Annotated in this window: 14 protein-coding genes; 7 read left to right on the forward strand and 7 right to left on the reverse strand. The window is 59.5% G+C overall.

The genetic code is table 11. The features are described 5' to 3' along the window. Positions 1-34: 34 nt before the first annotated feature. Entirely contained in the window at positions 35-1,384 is a 1,350-nt protein-coding gene (locus QO002_RS15365) for a serine hydrolase domain-containing protein (RefSeq protein ID WP_307231162.1), read from the reverse strand. Between the two features lie 164 nt (positions 1,385-1,548). Further along, positions 1,549-3,114, reverse strand: a complete 1,566-nt coding sequence (locus QO002_RS15370; RefSeq protein ID WP_307231163.1) for a putative bifunctional diguanylate cyclase/phosphodiesterase — start codon at positions 3,112-3,114, stop codon at positions 1,549-1,551. A 299-nt stretch (positions 3,115-3,413) separates the two neighbouring features. Here QO002_RS15370 and QO002_RS15375 point away from each other — a divergent pair, with 299 nt between their 5' ends. The 4 genes from QO002_RS15375 to QO002_RS15390 all read left to right on the forward strand — a co-directional run bounded on the left by QO002_RS15375 (position 3,414) and on the right by QO002_RS15390 (position 7,665). Continuing rightward, positions 3,414-4,664 carry a BtaA family protein gene (locus tag QO002_RS15375; protein WP_307231165.1) on the forward strand — a complete coding sequence of 417 codons (1,251 nt, stop codon included), beginning with the start codon at positions 3,414-3,416 and terminating at the stop codon, positions 4,662-4,664. 35 nt (positions 4,665-4,699) lie between these two features. Further along, on the forward strand, positions 4,700-5,335 hold the full coding sequence (locus QO002_RS15380; RefSeq protein ID WP_370878551.1) for a class I SAM-dependent methyltransferase: 636 nt from the start codon (positions 4,700-4,702) through the stop codon (positions 5,333-5,335). A gap of 211 nt (positions 5,336-5,546) precedes the next feature. Next, positions 5,547-6,347, forward strand: a complete 801-nt coding sequence (locus tag QO002_RS15385) for a glycoside hydrolase family 25 protein (RefSeq protein WP_307231169.1) — start codon at positions 5,547-5,549, stop codon at positions 6,345-6,347. 124 nt (positions 6,348-6,471) lie between these two features. Beyond that, complete coding sequence (locus QO002_RS15390; RefSeq protein ID WP_307231172.1) at positions 6,472-7,665, forward strand: lytic murein transglycosylase; 1,194 nt, start codon at positions 6,472-6,474, stop codon at positions 7,663-7,665. 45 nt (positions 7,666-7,710) lie between these two features. Here QO002_RS15390 and QO002_RS15395 read toward each other — a convergent pair whose 3' ends face one another. Next, the gene (locus tag QO002_RS15395) at positions 7,711-9,024 is read right to left on the reverse strand and encodes a cation:proton antiporter domain-containing protein (protein WP_307231174.1); all 1,314 of its coding nucleotides are present in this window, start codon (positions 9,022-9,024) and stop codon (positions 7,711-7,713) included. Between the two features lie 250 nt (positions 9,025-9,274). Between QO002_RS15395 and QO002_RS15400 the strand changes: the two genes are divergently transcribed. Further along, positions 9,275-10,177 carry a DMT family transporter gene (locus QO002_RS15400; protein ID WP_307231176.1) on the forward strand — a complete coding sequence of 301 codons (903 nt, stop codon included), beginning with the start codon at positions 9,275-9,277 and terminating at the stop codon, positions 10,175-10,177. A 495-nt stretch (positions 10,178-10,672) separates the two neighbouring features. Here QO002_RS15400 and metF read toward each other — a convergent pair whose 3' ends face one another. The 4 genes from metF to QO002_RS15420 all read right to left on the reverse strand — a co-directional run bounded on the left by metF (position 10,673) and on the right by QO002_RS15420 (position 15,420). Then, a complete protein-coding gene (gene metF / locus QO002_RS15405; protein ID WP_307231178.1) occupies positions 10,673-11,596 on the reverse strand; it encodes a methylenetetrahydrofolate reductase [NAD(P)H] in 924 nt (307 codons plus the stop codon). Positions 11,597-11,598: 2 nt separating this feature from the next. Continuing rightward, positions 11,599-12,648, reverse strand: a complete 1,050-nt coding sequence (locus tag QO002_RS15410) for an ArsR/SmtB family transcription factor (protein WP_307231180.1) — start codon at positions 12,646-12,648, stop codon at positions 11,599-11,601. A 224-nt stretch (positions 12,649-12,872) separates the two neighbouring features. Then, a complete protein-coding gene (gene ettA / locus QO002_RS15415) occupies positions 12,873-14,522 on the reverse strand; it encodes an energy-dependent translational throttle protein EttA (RefSeq protein WP_307231182.1) in 1,650 nt (549 codons plus the stop codon). Positions 14,523-14,610: 88 nt separating this feature from the next. Further along, positions 14,611-15,420: a ribonuclease T2 family protein gene (locus QO002_RS15420; protein ID WP_307231184.1), complete on the reverse strand. Its 810-nt coding sequence runs from the start codon at positions 15,418-15,420 to the stop codon at positions 14,611-14,613. Positions 15,421-15,632: 212 nt separating this feature from the next. On the opposite strand from QO002_RS15420, the gene QO002_RS15425 reads away from it, so the two are divergent. After that, positions 15,633-16,574, forward strand: coding sequence for an alpha/beta fold hydrolase (locus QO002_RS15425; RefSeq protein ID WP_307231187.1), 942 nt, complete (start codon positions 15,633-15,635; stop codon positions 16,572-16,574). Positions 16,575-16,581: 7 nt separating this feature from the next. Then, a complete protein-coding gene (locus QO002_RS15430; RefSeq protein ID WP_307231188.1) occupies positions 16,582-17,532 on the forward strand; it encodes a DMT family transporter in 951 nt (316 codons plus the stop codon). Positions 17,533-17,540: the final 8 nt, after the last annotated feature.

Raw genomic sequence — 17,540 nt, forward strand, 5'->3', positions numbered from 1 at the left:
CAACCGATCACCATCCGGTTTTATCTGAAGGCGATTATCGGATCGCCTTTATGATTTCTGCATCCAGCGTACGCACGTCATAACCAAGCGAAGACGGTGTCAGACCGAGCCGCACCACGGCGAGATCCAGCGACGGCACGATCATGACCGTCTGCCCGTCATGCCCCTGCATCCAGTAGGCATCACCCGGCAAATCGATGGCCTTGTTACCCGGCCCCTCCGTCCACACTTGCCCTTCGCCATAGGCGCCCTTGGACGCTGATGTCGGCGTGCGCATGAAATCGACATAGCCTTCCGGCAATATCTGCTGATCGTTCCAACGACCGCCGCGCAACAGGAACAGGGCAAAGCGCGCCCAGTCGCGCGCTGTCGCATACATGTAAGACGAGCCGACGAACGTGCCGTGCGCATCCGGCTCCAGGACCGCGCTGTTCATGCCAAGCGGACGAAACAGCGTGACACGCGGAAAGACCAGGGCTTCGCGCGTGCTATCGAAAGTCTGCATCCAGAGATGCGAAAGCAGCGTACTGGTGCCGCTGGAGTAGCTGAAATTTTTGCCCGGCGCGGCCACAAGCGGTTTGTCGGCGGCAAAGCCGGCCATGTCGCCCTCTAGGAACAGCATGCGCGTGACATCCGTCACGGAACCATAATCCTCGTTGAACTCCAGTCCGCTCTGCATGCCCATGAGATCAGAGAGCTTGATGCTGTTGCGTGGATCGTTACGCCATTGCGGCATGAGTTCCGTGCGATCGAGCGCCATGCGTCCGTCGCGGATGCGCAAGCCGATCAGCGCGGCGGTCACTGTTTTCGTCATCGACCAGCCGAGGAGCGGCGTATTTCGATTGAAACCTTCGCCATATCTTTCAGCAACGATCCTGCCGTTCCTGACGACCACGAGCCCACGAATACCTGGACCGGCAAGAGTATCGTTCTGGACGACGGACTGGAGTGCCGGCTCGGGTACGACCCCGTCCCCCTCAGGCCAAGGCTTGGTCTCATCTCCGGGACCGCTCCGGCGACGCAACTGACGATTGCCGGGAAAGGCGGAAAAGTCTCCATCGGCAACGGTGGTGCAGCCCAATCCTTCGCGATAGATCGCATGGCCGGGGGCCGCAAAACCGAAAATCCGCGCGGTCACCGACTTGCGGGCATCATCTACGGAAACACGTATGAAGCGTAGAAGCGGGTTTCCCGGCGCCTGAACATCCTCGGACAAAACCTGCGAAGCGTTGCGGCCTGCCAGGAAAACGTTCGAGCAGACAATCTTGGCGGCATAGGCATCGCCGATTCGCAGCAGTTCCGGCGGAGACACGGCGAGCCATGCAGCAGCTGACGCTATGAGGGCGATCGCCGAGCCTGCGAGCCATTTCAAAACCTTACGCATCAACTCCGCCTCTGCCTCGCCCGAAGATCGATCGCGACCCATCCTCAAATCAAAAGAGCACGGTCAGGAAAACAGGATTCAGCCCATTTAGGAAGAGCATGCGGCAATCAATTCGCCGCTACTGGTCTATTCCATTGAATAGATAAGACAAATATCGAAGCGCATCAGGCGAGACGCCCCTCGCCCTTGAGGAGATCGCGGTCGAGAATGCCCATGACATCCTCGGCGCCGACCGGACGGGAAATCAGGAAGCCCTGAGCTTCGGAGGCTCCGAGCGCACGGACAAATTCCATCTGTCCCTCCGTCTCGATTCCTTCGATGGTCGTCGAGACCTGGAACGTGTTGCCGAGCTGGAGAATGATATCGACAAGTTCGGCATCGCGGCTGTTGGCAAGCATGGCGCGGGTAAAGGAGCGATCTACCTTGAGTTGATCGAGCGGAAAACGGCGAAGATTGTTGATCGAGGAGAAGCCGACACCAAAATCGTCGAGTGCAATGCGCACGCCATGAGACCGCAGCTCCGCCAAGCTCTCGCAGATGACGGCGGCATCGACGGAGAAGATCGATTCGGTCACTTCGATCGTCAGACGCCCCGGCGCCAGTCCGGCATCGGCAAGGCATTGCTTGACATAGGGGACGAAGGAACGGTCCTTGAACTGATCACCGGCCACATTGACGGCCACACCCGTCGGCGACGGCCAATGCGAGGCTTCCTGGCAGGCGGTGCGCATCACCCAGTTGCCGATCGGCAGGATCATGCCCGTCTTTTCAGCGGCTCCGATAAAAACATCGGGCTGAATGATGCCCTTCTGGGGATGGTGCCAGCGGATGAGCGCCTCAAAGGAACGCACCGCACGGCTCTCCACGCCGACGATCGGCTGATATTGAAGAAAGAATTCGCCAGCCGCCAGCGCACGGGAAAGATCGTGCTCGATCTCCAGTTTGCGGCAGGCTTCCTGCGCCATTTCCAGGCTGTAGTAGACATGGCTGTTGCCGGGAATTTCCTTCGCCTTGTAAAGCGCCAGATCAGCCTGCTTCAGGAGTTCAGTCATCGAGCCGTCGCTATCCTGTGCCAGCGCAACGCCGATGCTGGCGCATGTCCAGAACTTGCCGGCGTCGAGTTCAAACGGTTCGGTAAAGAGTGCCTCCACGGCGCTAATAATGTCCTGGACTTTACCTTCGGAAGGCGCCCCGGAGATGAGAACGACAAATTCGTCGCCACCGAGCCGATAGACACCGGCAATGCCATTGAGCGTTCCGGTCAGGCGACGGCTGAGTGTGATGAGGAGCTGGTCTCCGGCGTCATGTCCCATGGTATCATTGACGAACTTGAAACGATCGAGGTCGAGAAGCAGCAGCGCCCCATAACCATTTTCCCCGTCTGTCTCGGGGGACTGCATATTCATGTCGCGCTCGAGGGCGAAACGATTTGCCACGCCTGTGAGCTGATCGGTGTGAACGGCACGGGAGAGTTGCTGCTCAGTTTCACGACGACGCTCAAGCTCCTCAACGAGGCGAGCGCGCGAGCGGCTCCATTGAAAGATCAGCGCACCGCTCATCAGCGGCAGCACGATAGCGCTGAACAGCGCCGTAGCACCGAAGGAAAGAAACGATCCACCGCCGAAGATGCCGTGACCATAAAGCAGAGCAGTGGGCAAAAGTGCTCCTGCCACCATGCCTACGATGGCATTTCTGAGTTCGGAGCTGAGCGGAAACACCTTAAACATCATGTTCATCCTGACAGACTGATTCTGCTGCGACTGACTTCGGCAATATTGGGCACCGGAAGAAATATGCGGTCCTCACTAAAATTGACCAGAATGTATAAACGATTTCGCTACCAAATCGTGAATGCACCGAAACAACTGGCGAGTGCGAACATCCATGTTTAACAAATATTTGATGTCGATCGCCCATCTCGCGGTCGCCAGCAAGCTTTTCAAGGCGAGGACGGGCGCGCTTTGTGACGTCATCAAACTGTAGCCGACTCGACATACAAGCGGCCAACCGAAAAAACGGATGGCGCGCAATGACTGATCTCGCTCCCGATGCCGGCTACAGCCGGAAGAACGACAAGCTTAAAACCGCTCTTATTCAGCATGATGCGCTGAGCTTTGCCGGCCTGTCCGAGCGATTGTTCGGCCTGCTCTTTTCCGGTCTCGTCTACCCGCAGATATGGGAAGACCCTGATGTCGATATGGAGGCGATGCAGCTTACGAGCGCGCATCGGATCGTGACCATCGGCTCCGGCGGTTGCAACATGCTGGCCTATCTTTCGGCTGGCCCAAACCAGATCGATGTGGTCGATCTCAACCGTCACCACGTCGCCCTCAACCGTTTGAAACTCTCGGCTTTTCTCCATCTTCCCAGTCACGGTGATGTCAGTCGCTTCTTCGGAGAAGCAGGGCTTGCCAGCAATGTTCAGGCCTATGACCTTTTCATCGCGCCGAAACTCGACAAGGCGGCCCGCGACTATTGGAACGGCCGCGACCTGATCGGCCGTCGGCGCATCAGCGTCTTTTCGCGCAACATCTACCGCACCGGGTTGCTTGGTCGCTTCATTGGCCTTGGTCACCTTGTTGCCCGCCTGCACGGCGTTGATCCAAGCGAACTGGTTCAGGCGAGATCCATCCGCGAGCAGCGGCAGTTTTTCGATAAACGACTGGCGCCCCTCTTCGATCGTCCGTTCGTCCGCTGGATCACGGCACGCAAGAGTTCGCTCTTCGGCCTCGGCATTCCGCCGCAGCAGTTCGACGAGCTGGCTCGCCTCAGCGAAGAACGCTCTCTGTCCGGCGTACTGCGCGGCCGATTGGAAAAACTCGTCTGCCACTTCCCGCTCAAGGAAAACTATTTCGCCTGGCAGGCCTTTGCCCGACGTTATCCTCAGCCCCATGAAGGCGAACTGCCTCTCTATCTGCAGGAAGGTTCGCGCGACGCCATTCGCGACGGTGCCGAGCGCGTCACGGTTCACCACGCGAACTTTACCGAGCTTCTTGCCGGCAAGCCCGCAGCTTCGGTCGATCGCTACGTGCTCCTGGATGCCCAGGACTGGATGAACGACGAGCAACTGAACAACCTCTGGACCGAGATTTCCCGCACGGCCGCACCGGGCGCGATTGTCATTTTCCGCACCGCCGCCGAATCCAGTATCCTTGATGGTCGTCTGTCCGACACGTTGCTTGGGCAGTGGGAGTATGACGCTGCCCGCTCGCAGGAGCTGTGCCGCAAGGACCGCTCGGCAATCTACGGCGGCTTCCACATCTACCGGAAAAAACCGTGACCCTGACGCGGACCTTCGACAGCCATGCGGACCGGATGGATCGCATGTATCGCTACCAGCGCCACATCTACGACCTGACCCGCAAATACTATCTCTTCGGTCGTGACACGATGATCCGGGAGCTGGGCGTGCCGGTTGGTGGAACCGTGCTGGAAGTCGGTTGCGGCACCGGGCGAAACCTCGCCCTCATCGCCAAACGGTTTCCCGGTGCCCGACTGTTCGGGCTGGATATTTCCGCCGAGATGCTGTCCAGCGCTCAGGCCAAGCTGGCGTCCCTCGGAGAGTGTGGAGCACATACGGACCTTCCGGTCCTGCGGGTCGCCGATGCAACGGATTTTTCTCCCGAGCAATTCGACGCCAGCGGCTTCGACCGCATCGTCATCTCCTATGCTCTCTCGATGATTCCCGACTGGGAAAAGGCGATCGATGCCGCGATTGCGGCACTCAACCCGGGCGGTTCGCTGCATATCGCTGATTTTGGCCAACAGGAGCGCCTGCCCCGATTCGCTGGCAACACCCTGAAAGCCTGGCTTCGCCGCTTCCATGTCACGCCCCGCCCCTTGCTGCGGCAAGCGCTGCAACAGCGGGCGGATGCCACGGGAGCCACGCTCGAATTTCGGGCGCTCGGACGCGGATATGCCTGGCTCGCGATCTATCAGCAGGCCCATTGAAGCAGTCAGTCGCTGCGACCTCAGGTATCGACGCTTGTGCGAACCATACCGAATGCGGCATTTTCGTCGCGCTTTAGCAATTGCGGCTTGAAAATAACCCAATTTTTACCATGATGTGGTGAGGATGAGGTTCACGCCTCCCGGGGGATCGTCACATCATGGACATGATCGGATGAGGTTGGATCGTCGATCTTTTCGAAACGGGAACCTCATGCGCCGGCATCTTCTGGCCCTCTTGCCCATCCTGACGCTTCTGTCCGCCTGCACCTATGCGGACTACGATCTCGTCTCGACATCCTCCATCTCCCCGCGGTTCCAGGACAAGGACCCGCAGAATTTCGGCGAGCGCACGCCGCATCACCACGCGATCCACGGCATCGACGTTTCGAAATGGAATGGCGACGTTGACTGGCCGCAGGTCCGAAAATCCGGCGTTTCCTTCGTCTTTATAAAGGCAACCGAGGGCAAGGACAGGATCGATAGCCGCTTCAACGATTACTGGCAGGGCGCGCGCGCGGCAGGCCTCGCCTATGCCCCCTATCATTTCTATTATTTCTGCTCCACCGCGGACGAGCAGGCCGACTGGTTCATTGCCAACGTGCCGAAAAGCGCCGTACACCTGCCGCCGGTTCTGGACGTGGAGTGGAACAACGAATCCAAGACCTGCCGTTTCAGGCCTTCGGCGCTGACCGTGCAGGCGGAAATGAAGCGCTTCATGGACCGCCTTGAAGCCTATTACGGCAAGCGGCCGATCATCTACACCTCGGTGGATTTCCACCGCGACAATCTCGTCGGCCAGTTCAACGACCACCATTACTGGGTGCGCTCGGTGGCCAAACACCCGACCGAAATCTACACGGACCGCCGCTGGGCCTTCTGGCAATATACCAGCACCGGCGTGATACCGGGCATCAAAGGCGACACCGACATCAACGTTTTTGCCGGCTCAGCCAAGAACTGGAAGAACTGGGTTGAAGCCGTTTCGAAGCCTCAACAGGTGGCCCGGAACTGAGAGCCGTCAGCTTTCTTGTTTCGGCCCCATTGCCATGCGATGGGCACACATACGCCTTACCCAATCCCAGCCTCCGCCCCCGCCCGACCCGTTGGCGGCGCGGACAAATATTGAAGGATCTGCGATGTCCCGCGGCTTTCGGCCTCTGCTTCTCTCCACCCTTGTTTCCCTTTTCGCCTCCTCCGCGATGGCCCAGCAGGCACCGGCCTGCGGTGGTGACCTTGCGACCTTCCTGGTAGGCGTCAAAACCGAGGCTGTCGCCAAGGGAGTGCCTGCCGATGTCGTGGATCGCGCGCTTGCAGGCGCTGTCATCGACCAGAAGGTGCTGAGCCGCGACCGCGCGCAGGGCGTGTTCAAGCAGAGCTTCACCGAATTTTCCCAACGTACCGTCAGCAAGGCGCGTCTCGATATCGGCGCCAAGAAGATGAAGGAATATGCCGCTGTCTTTGACCGGGCAGAGAAGGAATTCGGCGTGCCGGCCGCGATCATCACCGCCTTCTGGGCGCTTGAGACCGATTTCGGCGCGGTTCAGGGTGATTTCAACACCCGTAACGCGCTGGTCACCCTCGCCCACGACTGCCGCCGTCCAGAAATGTTTCGCCCGCAGCTGATCGCCGCCATCGAGATGGTCCAGCACGGCGACCTCGACCCGGCGACAACGACCGGCGCGTGGGCCGGTGAAATTGGCCAGGTCCAGATGCTACCGGAGGACATTATCGCGCAAGGCGTCGATGGAGACGGCGACGGACATGTGAAGCTCAAGGACAGCAGCCCGGACGCAATCATGACAGCGGCGAAGTTCATTGCCAGCCTTGGCTTCAAAGCCGGCGAACCCTGGATCCAGGAAGTTATCCTTCCAGAAAACCTCCCTTGGGAAAAAACCGGCCTGCAGCCGGGCATGACTGCCGGCGACTGGTTTGCGCTTGGCGTGAAGCCGCGCGACGGAAACACAGCCTTTCCGCAGCTGGCAGCCTCGGTGGTCATTCCGCAGGGACGTCACGGCGTCGCCTTCATGACCTACCCGAACTTCAACATCTATCTCGAATGGAACCAGTCGTTCATCTACACGACTTCGGCCGCCTATTTCGCCACCCGTCTCAACGGTGCACCGCCCTATGACGGACGCAACCCGGAAAAAGGCCTGAGCGACGACGGCATGAAGGCGCTGCAAACCAAGCTGCAGGGCATGGGCCACGATGTCGGCAAGATCGACGGCATCCTTGGCTCCGGCACGCGTGCAGCCCTGCAGAAGGAGCAGCTGCGCCTTGGCCTGCCTGCCGATGGCTGGGCTACTGACGCGGTTCTCAACGCGCTGTAATAGCTTCTTGGCGACTCAGTTGCCGGTACAGCAACACAGCACTCTTCAGGGCCGGTTTTCCGGCCCTTTTTGCTGCGCGCGCCGCAGTTTGCGATGATGTCGCGCGAGCCGGAATGCACGATAGCGCAAGCGGATCGACCAACGTGCACCGGCGAACGCCTGACCGTGCCGCGACAGCTCACGAAGCTCACGCGCATAGGCGACCGCGAAGGCCTCGCGATAATCGTGCAGTTCTTCCGACGCAATATTCTCCAGCCGATGCATGACGTTGACCCAGACGGGTGAGACCAGCAGCGAAATGGCCGTTACCGTGATTGCCAGCCGGTACGTATCAAGCCGAAGCACGCCAGCGCTGAACCCGGCCGCAGCCAGAACGAACGAAAACTCGCCGATCTGCGCCATCGAGAGACCCGCGATCAGAGCAATCTGCGGCGAAGATCCCGTTCTGCGCAGAAGGAAGATGTTGAGCACTGTCTTTGCGGCAATGACCAGAACAGCAGCACCCAGCAGAACCACGACGTGATCGAAGACGAAGGACAGGTCGATCAACAGCCCGATGGAGAGGAAGAAAACCACCAGCAACACGCTCTGGATCGGCTCGATCACCGGGATGATGCGACTGCGCAATGTCGAATTTCCGAGCACAATACCGGCAAGAAAAGCGCCATAGGCTGGTGACATCCCCGCAAGACCGGAAACGGCGGCCGCGGAAAAACAAAGAGCCAGCGCACCGAGCGCCAGGATCTCGACCTTGTCCTCCATCGTCTCGCTGAACGGTATCTTCAGCTTGCCATGATTGCCGAACCACCACAGAAGGCCCGCCAGGAGGCCGATGGCAAGCACCATCTTGAGAGCGATGGAGGGGATATCCAGCTCGCCGCCGCCAAGGCTCGATACGAGGATCAGCATCGGCACCACGGCGACGTCCTGCGCAATCAGGACACCGATCGCGATGCGGCCGGTCTCGCTGCGCAGCTCGCCCATATCCTCCAGCATCTTCATGGCAACGACCGTGGAGGACATCGCCGCGACAAAGCCGAGGATCATGCCTTCAGCAAGGCTTGCCCCCGTCAACAGCTCGATAAGAACCGCAACCGCAAGCGCCACGGAAACCTGCCCGCCGGCAACCAGCAGTGCCTGGCGCAGGCTGAGAGTGAACGCCTTGACCGACAGTTCCATTCCAATAAAAAACAGCAGGACAACAACGCCCATCTCGGCAAGAAGCGTGACATTCCCGCTGGAGGAAATGAGGCCGAAGCCGGTGGGACCGAGCGCGATCCCCGCAAGGATGAAACCCACGAGTGGAGGCTGGCGAAGACGCAGGAAACCAAGGCCGAGCAGCGCCGCAACAGCAACCACGACCGCTATTGAGACAAGGCCCTGATCGCCGTGGGACGCGGTTTGCGCAGCGGCATCTAACGGTTCCAGCGCAAGCTCCTCGAATGAACGATACTCTGCGACACGAATCGGGTGGCAAAATCGCCCCTGACCCCGTATCTCCGCCCCATGTTTCAAATCACGCGCCGGAAGGTCAAGGCATATGCAGGAAATTCGAAGCGGGCAACAAAACAACACATCCGCTTCCCCGGCCCCTTCCCTGGACCATCGCATGGCGCTTTCCACCTGGGGAATGCTGTGCCTGCTCGGCCTCATATGGGGTGGTTCGTTCTTCTTCGCCCGCATCGCCGTAACGGCGGTACCACCGTTCACGCTGGTCTTCCTGCGGGTCGCACTCGCCGCACTGGCCTTGCAGATATATATCGCGGGCCGATACGGCATCTACCGTGAGTTGGCCAACCGCTGGCCGCAGTTCCTGCTTCTGGGCCTGATCAACAACGCCATACCGCACACCCTGATCTTTCTTGGCCAGACACAGATCGGCGCGGGCCTCGCGGCGATCCTCAATGCAACGACGCCGGTCTGGACCGTGCTGATCGCCAACGTCGTAACGTCGGATGAGAGATTGACGGCGAGAAAGATCAGCGGCTGTCTGCTCGGACTTGTAGGGACCGCCGTGCTGATCGGGCCGAGTGCCTTCAGCGGGTTTTCATCGACAGCCGGCCTCCCCCTCTGGCCGCTTCTGCTGCCGGTCGCGGCAGCCGTCAGCTACGGCTTTGCGGGCATCTATGGGAAGCGATTCAAGGGCGTTGTCCCGCCGGTGACGGCAGCCGGCCAGCTGACGGCATCGACCGTGATCATGCTGCCGGCCTCGCTCGCCATCGACCATCCATGGACCCTCGATATGCCCGGCACGTCGGTTCTGCTTGCAATCCTCGCGCTCGCGCTGATCTCGACGGCCTATGGCTACATTCTCTATTTCCGCATCCTTGATCGCGCAGGCGCCACCAACACCTCGCTGGTCACGCTGCTGGTGCCGCCGAGCGCCGTGCTTCTGGGATTTCTCTTCCTCGGAGAAACGCTTCATCCAATCGACTTTGTCGGCATGGCCTTCATCGCACTCGGTCTCCTCGTCCTTGATGGACGCATCCTCCGTCATCTCCGGAAAGGTTAATGGAATCGCCGCAATTGTGCCAAATCCGCCACTCACGGCATATTTCAGCCGGTGACATTAAGGAAGCAGGCTGGATTGTGAAAAAAATGTGGCGGACGAAAATCGATTTAAGAACAGGAATTTAACCCTGTGTATAACGGTTTTTGGAGAGGTCGATATCGCAACGCAGCATAGTTTCCGCTTTGAGGTGTGACATTTTCACCCTATGTTTCAGGCGTTAACGCAAGGAGGGCCGATTATGGGAATTACACATTCGCTGAATGTCCTCATGATAAGTGCAGCGTTCGTCTTCGTCGCAACCATGCTTTTCATTTGAGCGCCAGGAGACAGCAAGAGCGGATCTAGAATCCGAAATGCCATTGCAGCCATCCAGCATCTAAAGCGCAGAATGCGCATGCTGAACATAGCCTGCCTGATTTCACAAAAATCCCTGCCGGTTCTCCGACAGGGATTTTTCTTTGACACCAATCATCAGCTTTGGTCTTCGCGACAATCTCAGGCGGCCGCACCCTCGCGGCGTGCCGGCGCTGCCTTTTGCGCACGCTCGAAGCCGACGAGATCGCATACGGCGGCCACCAGCGGCGACCGGTTCATCGTATAGAGGTGGAAATCGCGCACGCCCCGACGGGCAAGATCGACAATCTGCTCTGCGGCTATGTGGGTTGCCTCTTTAAAACGCTCCTCAGGGGCTTCATCGAGATGGATGAGCCGCGTGATGATTGCATCCGGCACACTGGCGCCGCAGAGCCCCGCGAATTTGCGTGTCTGGGCGAGGTTGTTGATCGGCAGGATGCCCGGAACAACCGGAATATTGATGCCAGCGCGGCGAACGCGCTCCAGATAGCGCTCGAAATCATTGTTGTCGAAGAAGAACTGGGTGAGCGCGCGGGTTGCGCCGTTGTCTACCTTGCGCTTCAGCATATCGATATCGGCAGTGACGTCGGCGCTTTCCGGGTGTTTTTCCGGATAGGCCGAAACGGAAATCTCGAAATCCCCCTTGGCACGGATGCCAGCAACCAGGGCCGCAGCATTCTCGTAGCCACCCGCCGTGGGCTCGTACCGGGCGCCGATACCGCCCTGGGGATCCCCACGCAGGGCAACGAAATGGCGCACGCCGCATGTGGTGAACTCGTTGACGACGGCATCGACGTCAGCCTTCGTCGCACCGACGCAGGTGAGATGCGCCGCGGTGTTCACGAGACCGGTGTCCTTGATCATCCGACAGACGGTCGTCAGCGAACGAGACTTGGTCGAGCCGCCGGCACCATAGGTAACCGTCACGAAGGCCGGGGAGAATGCAGAAAGCGCCTCAACGGTCTCAAAAAGCTGCACCTCCATCTCATCGGATTTTGGTGGAAAATATTCAAAGGAGAGCCGCAGGTTGCCGCGCTCGGCCGGGTAAAGCGTGTGGATGGCCATCGTCAAGTTCTCCCCGCATGGGCATAGCGGGCGCCTTCGGCCCCCGCAGCAATTGCTGCATCGCGTCCCTCACCCGCTGAGGGGGTGGCGACACGACGGTCGCGTGCGAGCCAGATCGTCACTGTCAGCTGCCGATCGCTTTCAGGCTCCAAGTCCACTGCCTTCTCCACGGAAAGCCCTGCCCGCTCCAGCCATTCCGCCATCGTCCCATGGGAGAAACCGAGGCGCACATGGGCGTGCTCGTCGCGCAGGTGTTCGAGGGTATGGGGCGCCAGATCGATGATCACCAGACGCCCGCCGGGCGCCAACATACGGGCAGCCTCGGTAATCGCCGCCTCAGGCTGTTCCAGGAAGTGCAGGACCTGATGGATCGTCACAAGGTCGAAGAACTGGCCATCCAGCGGCAGGTTGAAAATATCACCATGGCGGATCGTAGCCTTGCTGGTGCCGCTGCGGTCGAGGTTGGCGCGCGCAACGGCCAGCATGTCGCGGCTGGCATCGATGCCGATGCCGCGGCGATAAAGTCCTTCGAACAGTTGGAGAATACGGCCCGTGCCGGTACCCAGATCGAGCAGCGCATCGACGGGCGCATCACCGACGACTGTCTTCAGTGCGTCTTCGACATCCGCTTCGCTGACATGAAGTCGCCTTAGGGCATCCCACTCGCCGGCGTTGCGGCTGAAATAGGCCTGTGCCTTCTCGGATCTTGCCCGTTTCAAAGCCTCCAGACGTTCGCTATCGCGACCAAGGACCGCATCGGAACCGGAAGCGGTCGCCAGCATGTCCTGTACCAGACGGACTTGAACCCCTTCGTTCTTCATCCGGAAATAGGCCCAGGCGCCCTCCTGGTAGCGATCGATCAACGCGACCTCCGAGAGCAGTTTCAGATGACGGGAAATGCGGGGCTGGGACTGGCCGAGAATTTCTGTAAGATCGGTAACGGTCAGATCGCCGGCCGAAAGCAAGGCCAGAAGACGCATCCGCGTCGGCTCTCCCGCCGCCTTCAGGACGTCGACCAGCGCATCCAAACCCAAGCCTCGTGCGTCTGCCATCGACCACCCCATCAACACATAAAGATATCTTTATGTGATTTCGCGTGGTCGCGCAATAAAGAAAAACTCGGGGCACGCAAACAATGCCTTGGCGAGGTAATTACAGGTTCAAAAATCGAGGACTGGACGAGAAAAGGCGGCCCGAAGGCCGCCTTTTGCGTCGTCAAACTGAAATATCCCAAAGCGTGGGGACGGCGATTGCCGTTTACCCGGTCGTCTCGATCTCAGCGCGTCAGGCGCTTGTAGCTGACGCGGCTTGGGTTGACCGATTCCGGGCCGAGACGACGGATCTTGTCGGCTTCGTAATCCTCAAAGTTGCCTTCGAACCACTCGACATGGCTGTCCCCTTCGAAGGCGAGGATGTGCGTGGCCAAACGGTCGAGGAACATGCGATCGTGACTGATGATAACAGCGCAACCGGCGAAGTTTTCGAGCGCAATTTCCAGCGCCGCCAGCGTTTCCGTGTCAAGGTCGTTGGTCGGCTCGTCGAGGAGCAGGACGTTGCCGCCGGCCTTCAGCATCTTGGCGAGGTGGACGCGATTGCGCTGGCCACCCGAGAGATTGCCAACCTTCTGCTGCTGGTCGCCGCCCTTGAAGTTGAAGGCGCCGCAATAGGCGCGCGAGTTCATGTCGAACTTGCCGAGCTTGATGATTTCAGCACCGCCGGAAATTTCTTCCCAAACAGTTTTGTCGCCGTTCAATGCATCGCGGCTTTGGTCGACATAACCGAGCTGGACGGAATCACCGATGCGGAAATCGCCCTCATCCGGGGTTTCCTGGCCGGTGATCATGCGGAACAGTGTGGTCTTGCCGGCACCGTTCGGGCCGATGACACCGACGATGCCGCCCGGAGGCAGCTTGAACGACAGGTTGTCGATCAGCAGACGGTCGCCATAGCTCTTGGAAATTCCGGTCGCCTCAATGACCACCTGGCCAAGACGCTCGCTAACCGGAATGATGATCTGCGCATCGCCGGGACGCTGCTTGTCCGCTGCTTCGACCAATTCGTCATAGGCGCGGATACGGGCTTTGGACTTTGCCTGGCGAGCCTTGGGGCTGGAAGCGATCCACTCCTGTTCACGGCTGATGGCCTTCTGACGCGAGGCATCCTCACGGTTTTCCTGCTGCATGCGCTTGGCCTTGGACAGAAGATAGGCCGAATAATTGCCTTCGTAGGGAATGCTGCGGCCGCGGTCGAGTTCGAGAATCCATCCGGTGACGTTGTCGAGAAAGTAGCGGTCGTGGGTGATCATCAGCACAGAGCCGGCATACATGCGCAGGTGATTTTCCAGCCATCCGATCGTCTCGGCGTCAAGGTGGTTGGTCGGTTCGTCGAGGAGGAGAAGGTCTGGCTTGGACAGCAACAGCTTGCAGAGCGCGAGACGACGACGTTCACCACCCGAAAGCGACGTGACGTCGGCATCACCTGGCGGGCAGCGCAGTGCATCCATGGCCATTTCGACCTGGCTTTCCAGATCCCAGAGGTTCTGGCCGTCGATGATGTCCTGTAGCCTGGCGCCTTCCTCGGCGGTCTCGTCGGAATAGTTCATCATCAGTTCGTTGTAGCGCTCGAGGATCGCCGTCTTGTCGGCAACGCCTTCCATGACGTTTTCAAGCGCCGTCTTGTTCGGGTCGAGCTGTGGCTCCTGGGCCAGATAGCCGACGGTCGCGCCTTCGGCGACCCAGGCTTCGCCGGTATATTCCTTGTCGAGGCCTGCCATGATGCGCAGCACGGTCGACTTACCGGCGCCGTTCGGGCCGAGGATACCGATCTTGGCGTCCGGGTAGAAGGACAGGCTCACATTATCGAGAACCTTCTTCGCGCCGTAGGACTTGCTCAGTCCGGACATGTGATAAATGAATTGACGTGCCATGAAGCTGCTCCGACGGAATAGGATTTTGCCCGCTATGTAGGCGAATTATCCCTGCGGAGCAATGTCGAAACCGGCAGAGAACGCTGCTTTACGGGCGACCTGCACGATAGACGATGCCGCTCGTGCATTTGCCATGGGTAGCGTCGGCCGCAAGGATCAGACGTGACAGCTCCGCACGCGTGTCGGTAGCGTTCGTAACCGCAGTTCCGCCAGCCGCATCGACCGCGACGGGTTTTTCGCCATCACCAAGCCCGAAGGTGAGGCCGGTTACCACTGTTGTTTCTCCGGCCTTTGCACACTGCATGCGCACACGCGCTCCAGCCCCTGGCCCGAAAGCCACGTCGACAGCCTGTCGAACCTCCTGCTCCGTTATCCGCTCACCCAGCTTCTCGTTGAAAAGCACCCCTACAGCCGAGCTGTTCAAGACCTCAAGATAGCGCAGCTGCACATCGAAATAGGCCTCGGCCGTCGAGGTATAGCATTGACCGCTGCGAACCCATTGATGCCTGTCAAAACCCGGCTGGACACCCGGCATTACCCGCGCGAGCGTAACCGCCGTCTTTTCCGCAAGCTCGAGTTTCGGCAACTCCAGCCATTTCTTCTTCCCATCCTGCGCCCTGACGGCAGCATCGACGCCGCAATAGGTTTTTCCGACCGGCCAGAGCCCGTGAAGCGTGAAATGCGTGGCATCGAAGCGGTCAGGCGTCTGCCCCTTGCATTCGGGCCGCTCTGGCTGGGTATCGCAAAATCCCGGCAGCCAGCTGACCGCGAAGACGACCTTCGTTCGGCCGGCAGAATTTTCTTTTTCCACCGGTTGCGCCGCCAATACCGCCGAAGCGCCCAAAAACAGGGCAAGAACCGGCATAAGACGCACCAATACCTTCAAAACCACCATCATCGCTTCCCCTCGCATACATGAACAAAACGTGATCATTAACCAACATAAGCGGGAAAAATACAACCCTGAATCGATATAACCGCACAAATTTTCTGAGGTGATGCGCAACAGTCAACAACAGGGCATTGCTTTCGCCCGGCAAATCTCTTTGATATCGATGACAAGATTTGCCGGCGCGATTGCATTGCAGCCGGAAGAATGCGGGGGGCTTGATGTTTCAGGAGGTGAAGGCGCTGCAAAGCCCGACGGGCGCAACGCTTGCCTGGCGATCCGAGCCCGCTGTGGGTCCGGAAATGAGCATCCTCCAGATCAGCCATGGCCTTGCAGAGCATTCCGCACGCTACGGCCGGTTCGCGCATTTCATGAGCCAGCGAGGCTTCCACGTCTACGCCCACGATCACCGCGGCCATGGCGTGACCCAATCTTCCGATGCGCCCTTTGGTCGCTATGCCGGGAGCGGCGGCCCGGAAAAGGTGGTCGAAGATGTCCGCGCGGTAACCGAGATGGCCAAGGCATTGCATCCGGGTCTTCCGGTGATTCTCTTCGGCCACTCAATGGGCGGGCTTATCGCGCTCAATGCTGCCGAAACGCATCCGACACTCTATGACGGACTGGCTGTCTGGAATTCGAACTTCAACCCAGGCCTCGCCGGCCGCGCAGGCCAGTTCATATTGAAGGTCGAGCGGATGCTGAAGGGATCGGACGTGCCAAGCGCGATCCTGCCACCCCTCACCTTTTCCACCTGGGCAAAGGCCATTCCCAACCACAAAACCCAATCCGACTGGCTATCGCGGGATGATCGGGAAGTTGCCGCCTATATTGCCGATCCGCTCTGCGGCTTCGACACCAGTGTCTCCCTGTGGATCGACCTGTTTGCGTTGACCTATGGCGGCGCCAGCAGCGAGCGCCTGCGGCGCCTGCCGAGCGCCCTCCCTATCCATCTCGTCGGCGGTGGCCAGGACCCCGCAACCAACGGCGCGCGCGAAACCAGCTGGTTCGCGCAACGTATGAAGCGCTATGGTCTTACCAATGTGACGACACGCATTTATCCGGAAATGCGCCACGAAACCCTCAATGAGATCGGCCGCGAGGTTCCGATGCGGGATTTTGCGAACTGGAGCACCGCCGTTGTCGATACCCGGCGCAAGGCATAGGCGGATCATGGGGAAGCCTATATCCGGCAGCGCTGCCGATAACAGCGACGTTTCGTTCGGCCTGACCTTGATGGCGATCGCGGTGCTCATCGCCCCGTTGATCGACATCTTCTCCAAGCTCGCCATCGCAACGATACCCTCGGGTCAGATCACCGCGATCCGTTTTACCCTGCAGGTGCTGTTCATCCTGCCGGTCGTCGCCCTGCGCGGCGCCTTGTTCGACCTCACCTGGAAGAAGACGGCGCTTCACGCGCTCCGCGGCGTACTTCTGGTCGCAACCATGCTGTCGTTCATCACGACACTGAAAGTCATGGAGGTGGCGGACGCCATCGCCATCTTCTTCGTCGAACCGATCATCCTGACCATTCTCGGCAGCATTTTCTTGAAGGAAACCATCGGCTGGCGTCGCTACACCGCCTGCGGCGTCGGCTTCTTCGGCGCCATGCTGGTCGTCCAGCCAAGCATGCAGGAAGTCGGGCTGATCGCGCTGCTGCCGATCGTCTCCGCCTTCACGCTGGCCGTCTTCCTGCTGGTGACAAGACTTGTGGCGCAGAGTGAAGACCCATGGTCGATGCAGTTTCATGCCGGCATTTGGGGCGCGCTGTTCTCTGCCGCCCTGCTCTATTTCGGCGAAGGAACAGGCTCAGACGTATTCGACCCCGTCGTTCCGGATGCCCTTTCCCTTGTCTACGTGCTGGGTGTCGGCGTCGCAGCGACGATCTCGGGCGTATTGGGTGTCTATGCCTATCGCGCAGCGCCGGCCTCCGTACTGGCGCCGTTGCAATATCTGGAGATCGTCTCGGCAACCCTCTTCGGCTGGCTGGTCTTCAATGACCTGCCGGACGCGCTGAAATGGCTGGGCATCTCGATCATCATCACCTCCGGCCTCTATATCATCTGGCGGGAGCACAGACTCAACAAGACGGCCGGCACAGCGCCGGTCTCGCCGGCCATTTAGACACCGGC

The organism is Pararhizobium capsulatum DSM 1112, assembly GCF_030814475.1.
Taxonomy (GTDB): Bacteria; Pseudomonadota; Alphaproteobacteria; order Rhizobiales; family Rhizobiaceae; genus Pararhizobium; species Pararhizobium capsulatum.

Coding starts and splice junctions, on each gene's coding strand:
- QO002_RS15365 (WP_307231162.1), bottom strand. CDS start 1,384: ATGCGTAAGGTTTTGAAATGGCTCGCAGGCTCGGCGATCGCCCTCATA.
- QO002_RS15370 (WP_307231163.1), bottom strand. CDS start 3,114: ATGATGTTTAAGGTGTTTCCGCTCAGCTCCGAACTCAGAAATGCCATC.
- QO002_RS15375 (WP_307231165.1), top strand. CDS start 3,414: ATGACTGATCTCGCTCCCGATGCCGGCTACAGCCGGAAGAACGACAAG.
- QO002_RS15380 (WP_370878551.1), top strand. CDS start 4,700: ATGGATCGCATGTATCGCTACCAGCGCCACATCTACGACCTGACCCGC.
- QO002_RS15385 (WP_307231169.1), top strand. CDS start 5,547: ATGCGCCGGCATCTTCTGGCCCTCTTGCCCATCCTGACGCTTCTGTCC.
- QO002_RS15390 (WP_307231172.1), top strand. CDS start 6,472: ATGTCCCGCGGCTTTCGGCCTCTGCTTCTCTCCACCCTTGTTTCCCTT.
- QO002_RS15400 (WP_307231176.1), top strand. CDS start 9,275: ATGGCGCTTTCCACCTGGGGAATGCTGTGCCTGCTCGGCCTCATATGG.
- metF (WP_307231178.1), bottom strand. CDS start 11,596: ATGGCCATCCACACGCTTTACCCGGCCGAGCGCGGCAACCTGCGGCTC.
- QO002_RS15410 (WP_307231180.1), bottom strand. CDS start 12,648: ATGGCAGACGCACGAGGCTTGGGTTTGGATGCGCTGGTCGACGTCCTG.
- ettA (WP_307231182.1), bottom strand. CDS start 14,522: ATGGCACGTCAATTCATTTATCACATGTCCGGACTGAGCAAGTCCTAC.
- QO002_RS15420 (WP_307231184.1), bottom strand. CDS start 15,420: ATGATGGTGGTTTTGAAGGTATTGGTGCGTCTTATGCCGGTTCTTGCC.
- QO002_RS15425 (WP_307231187.1), top strand. CDS start 15,633: ATGTTTCAGGAGGTGAAGGCGCTGCAAAGCCCGACGGGCGCAACGCTT.
- QO002_RS15430 (WP_307231188.1), top strand. CDS start 16,582: ATGGGGAAGCCTATATCCGGCAGCGCTGCCGATAACAGCGACGTTTCG.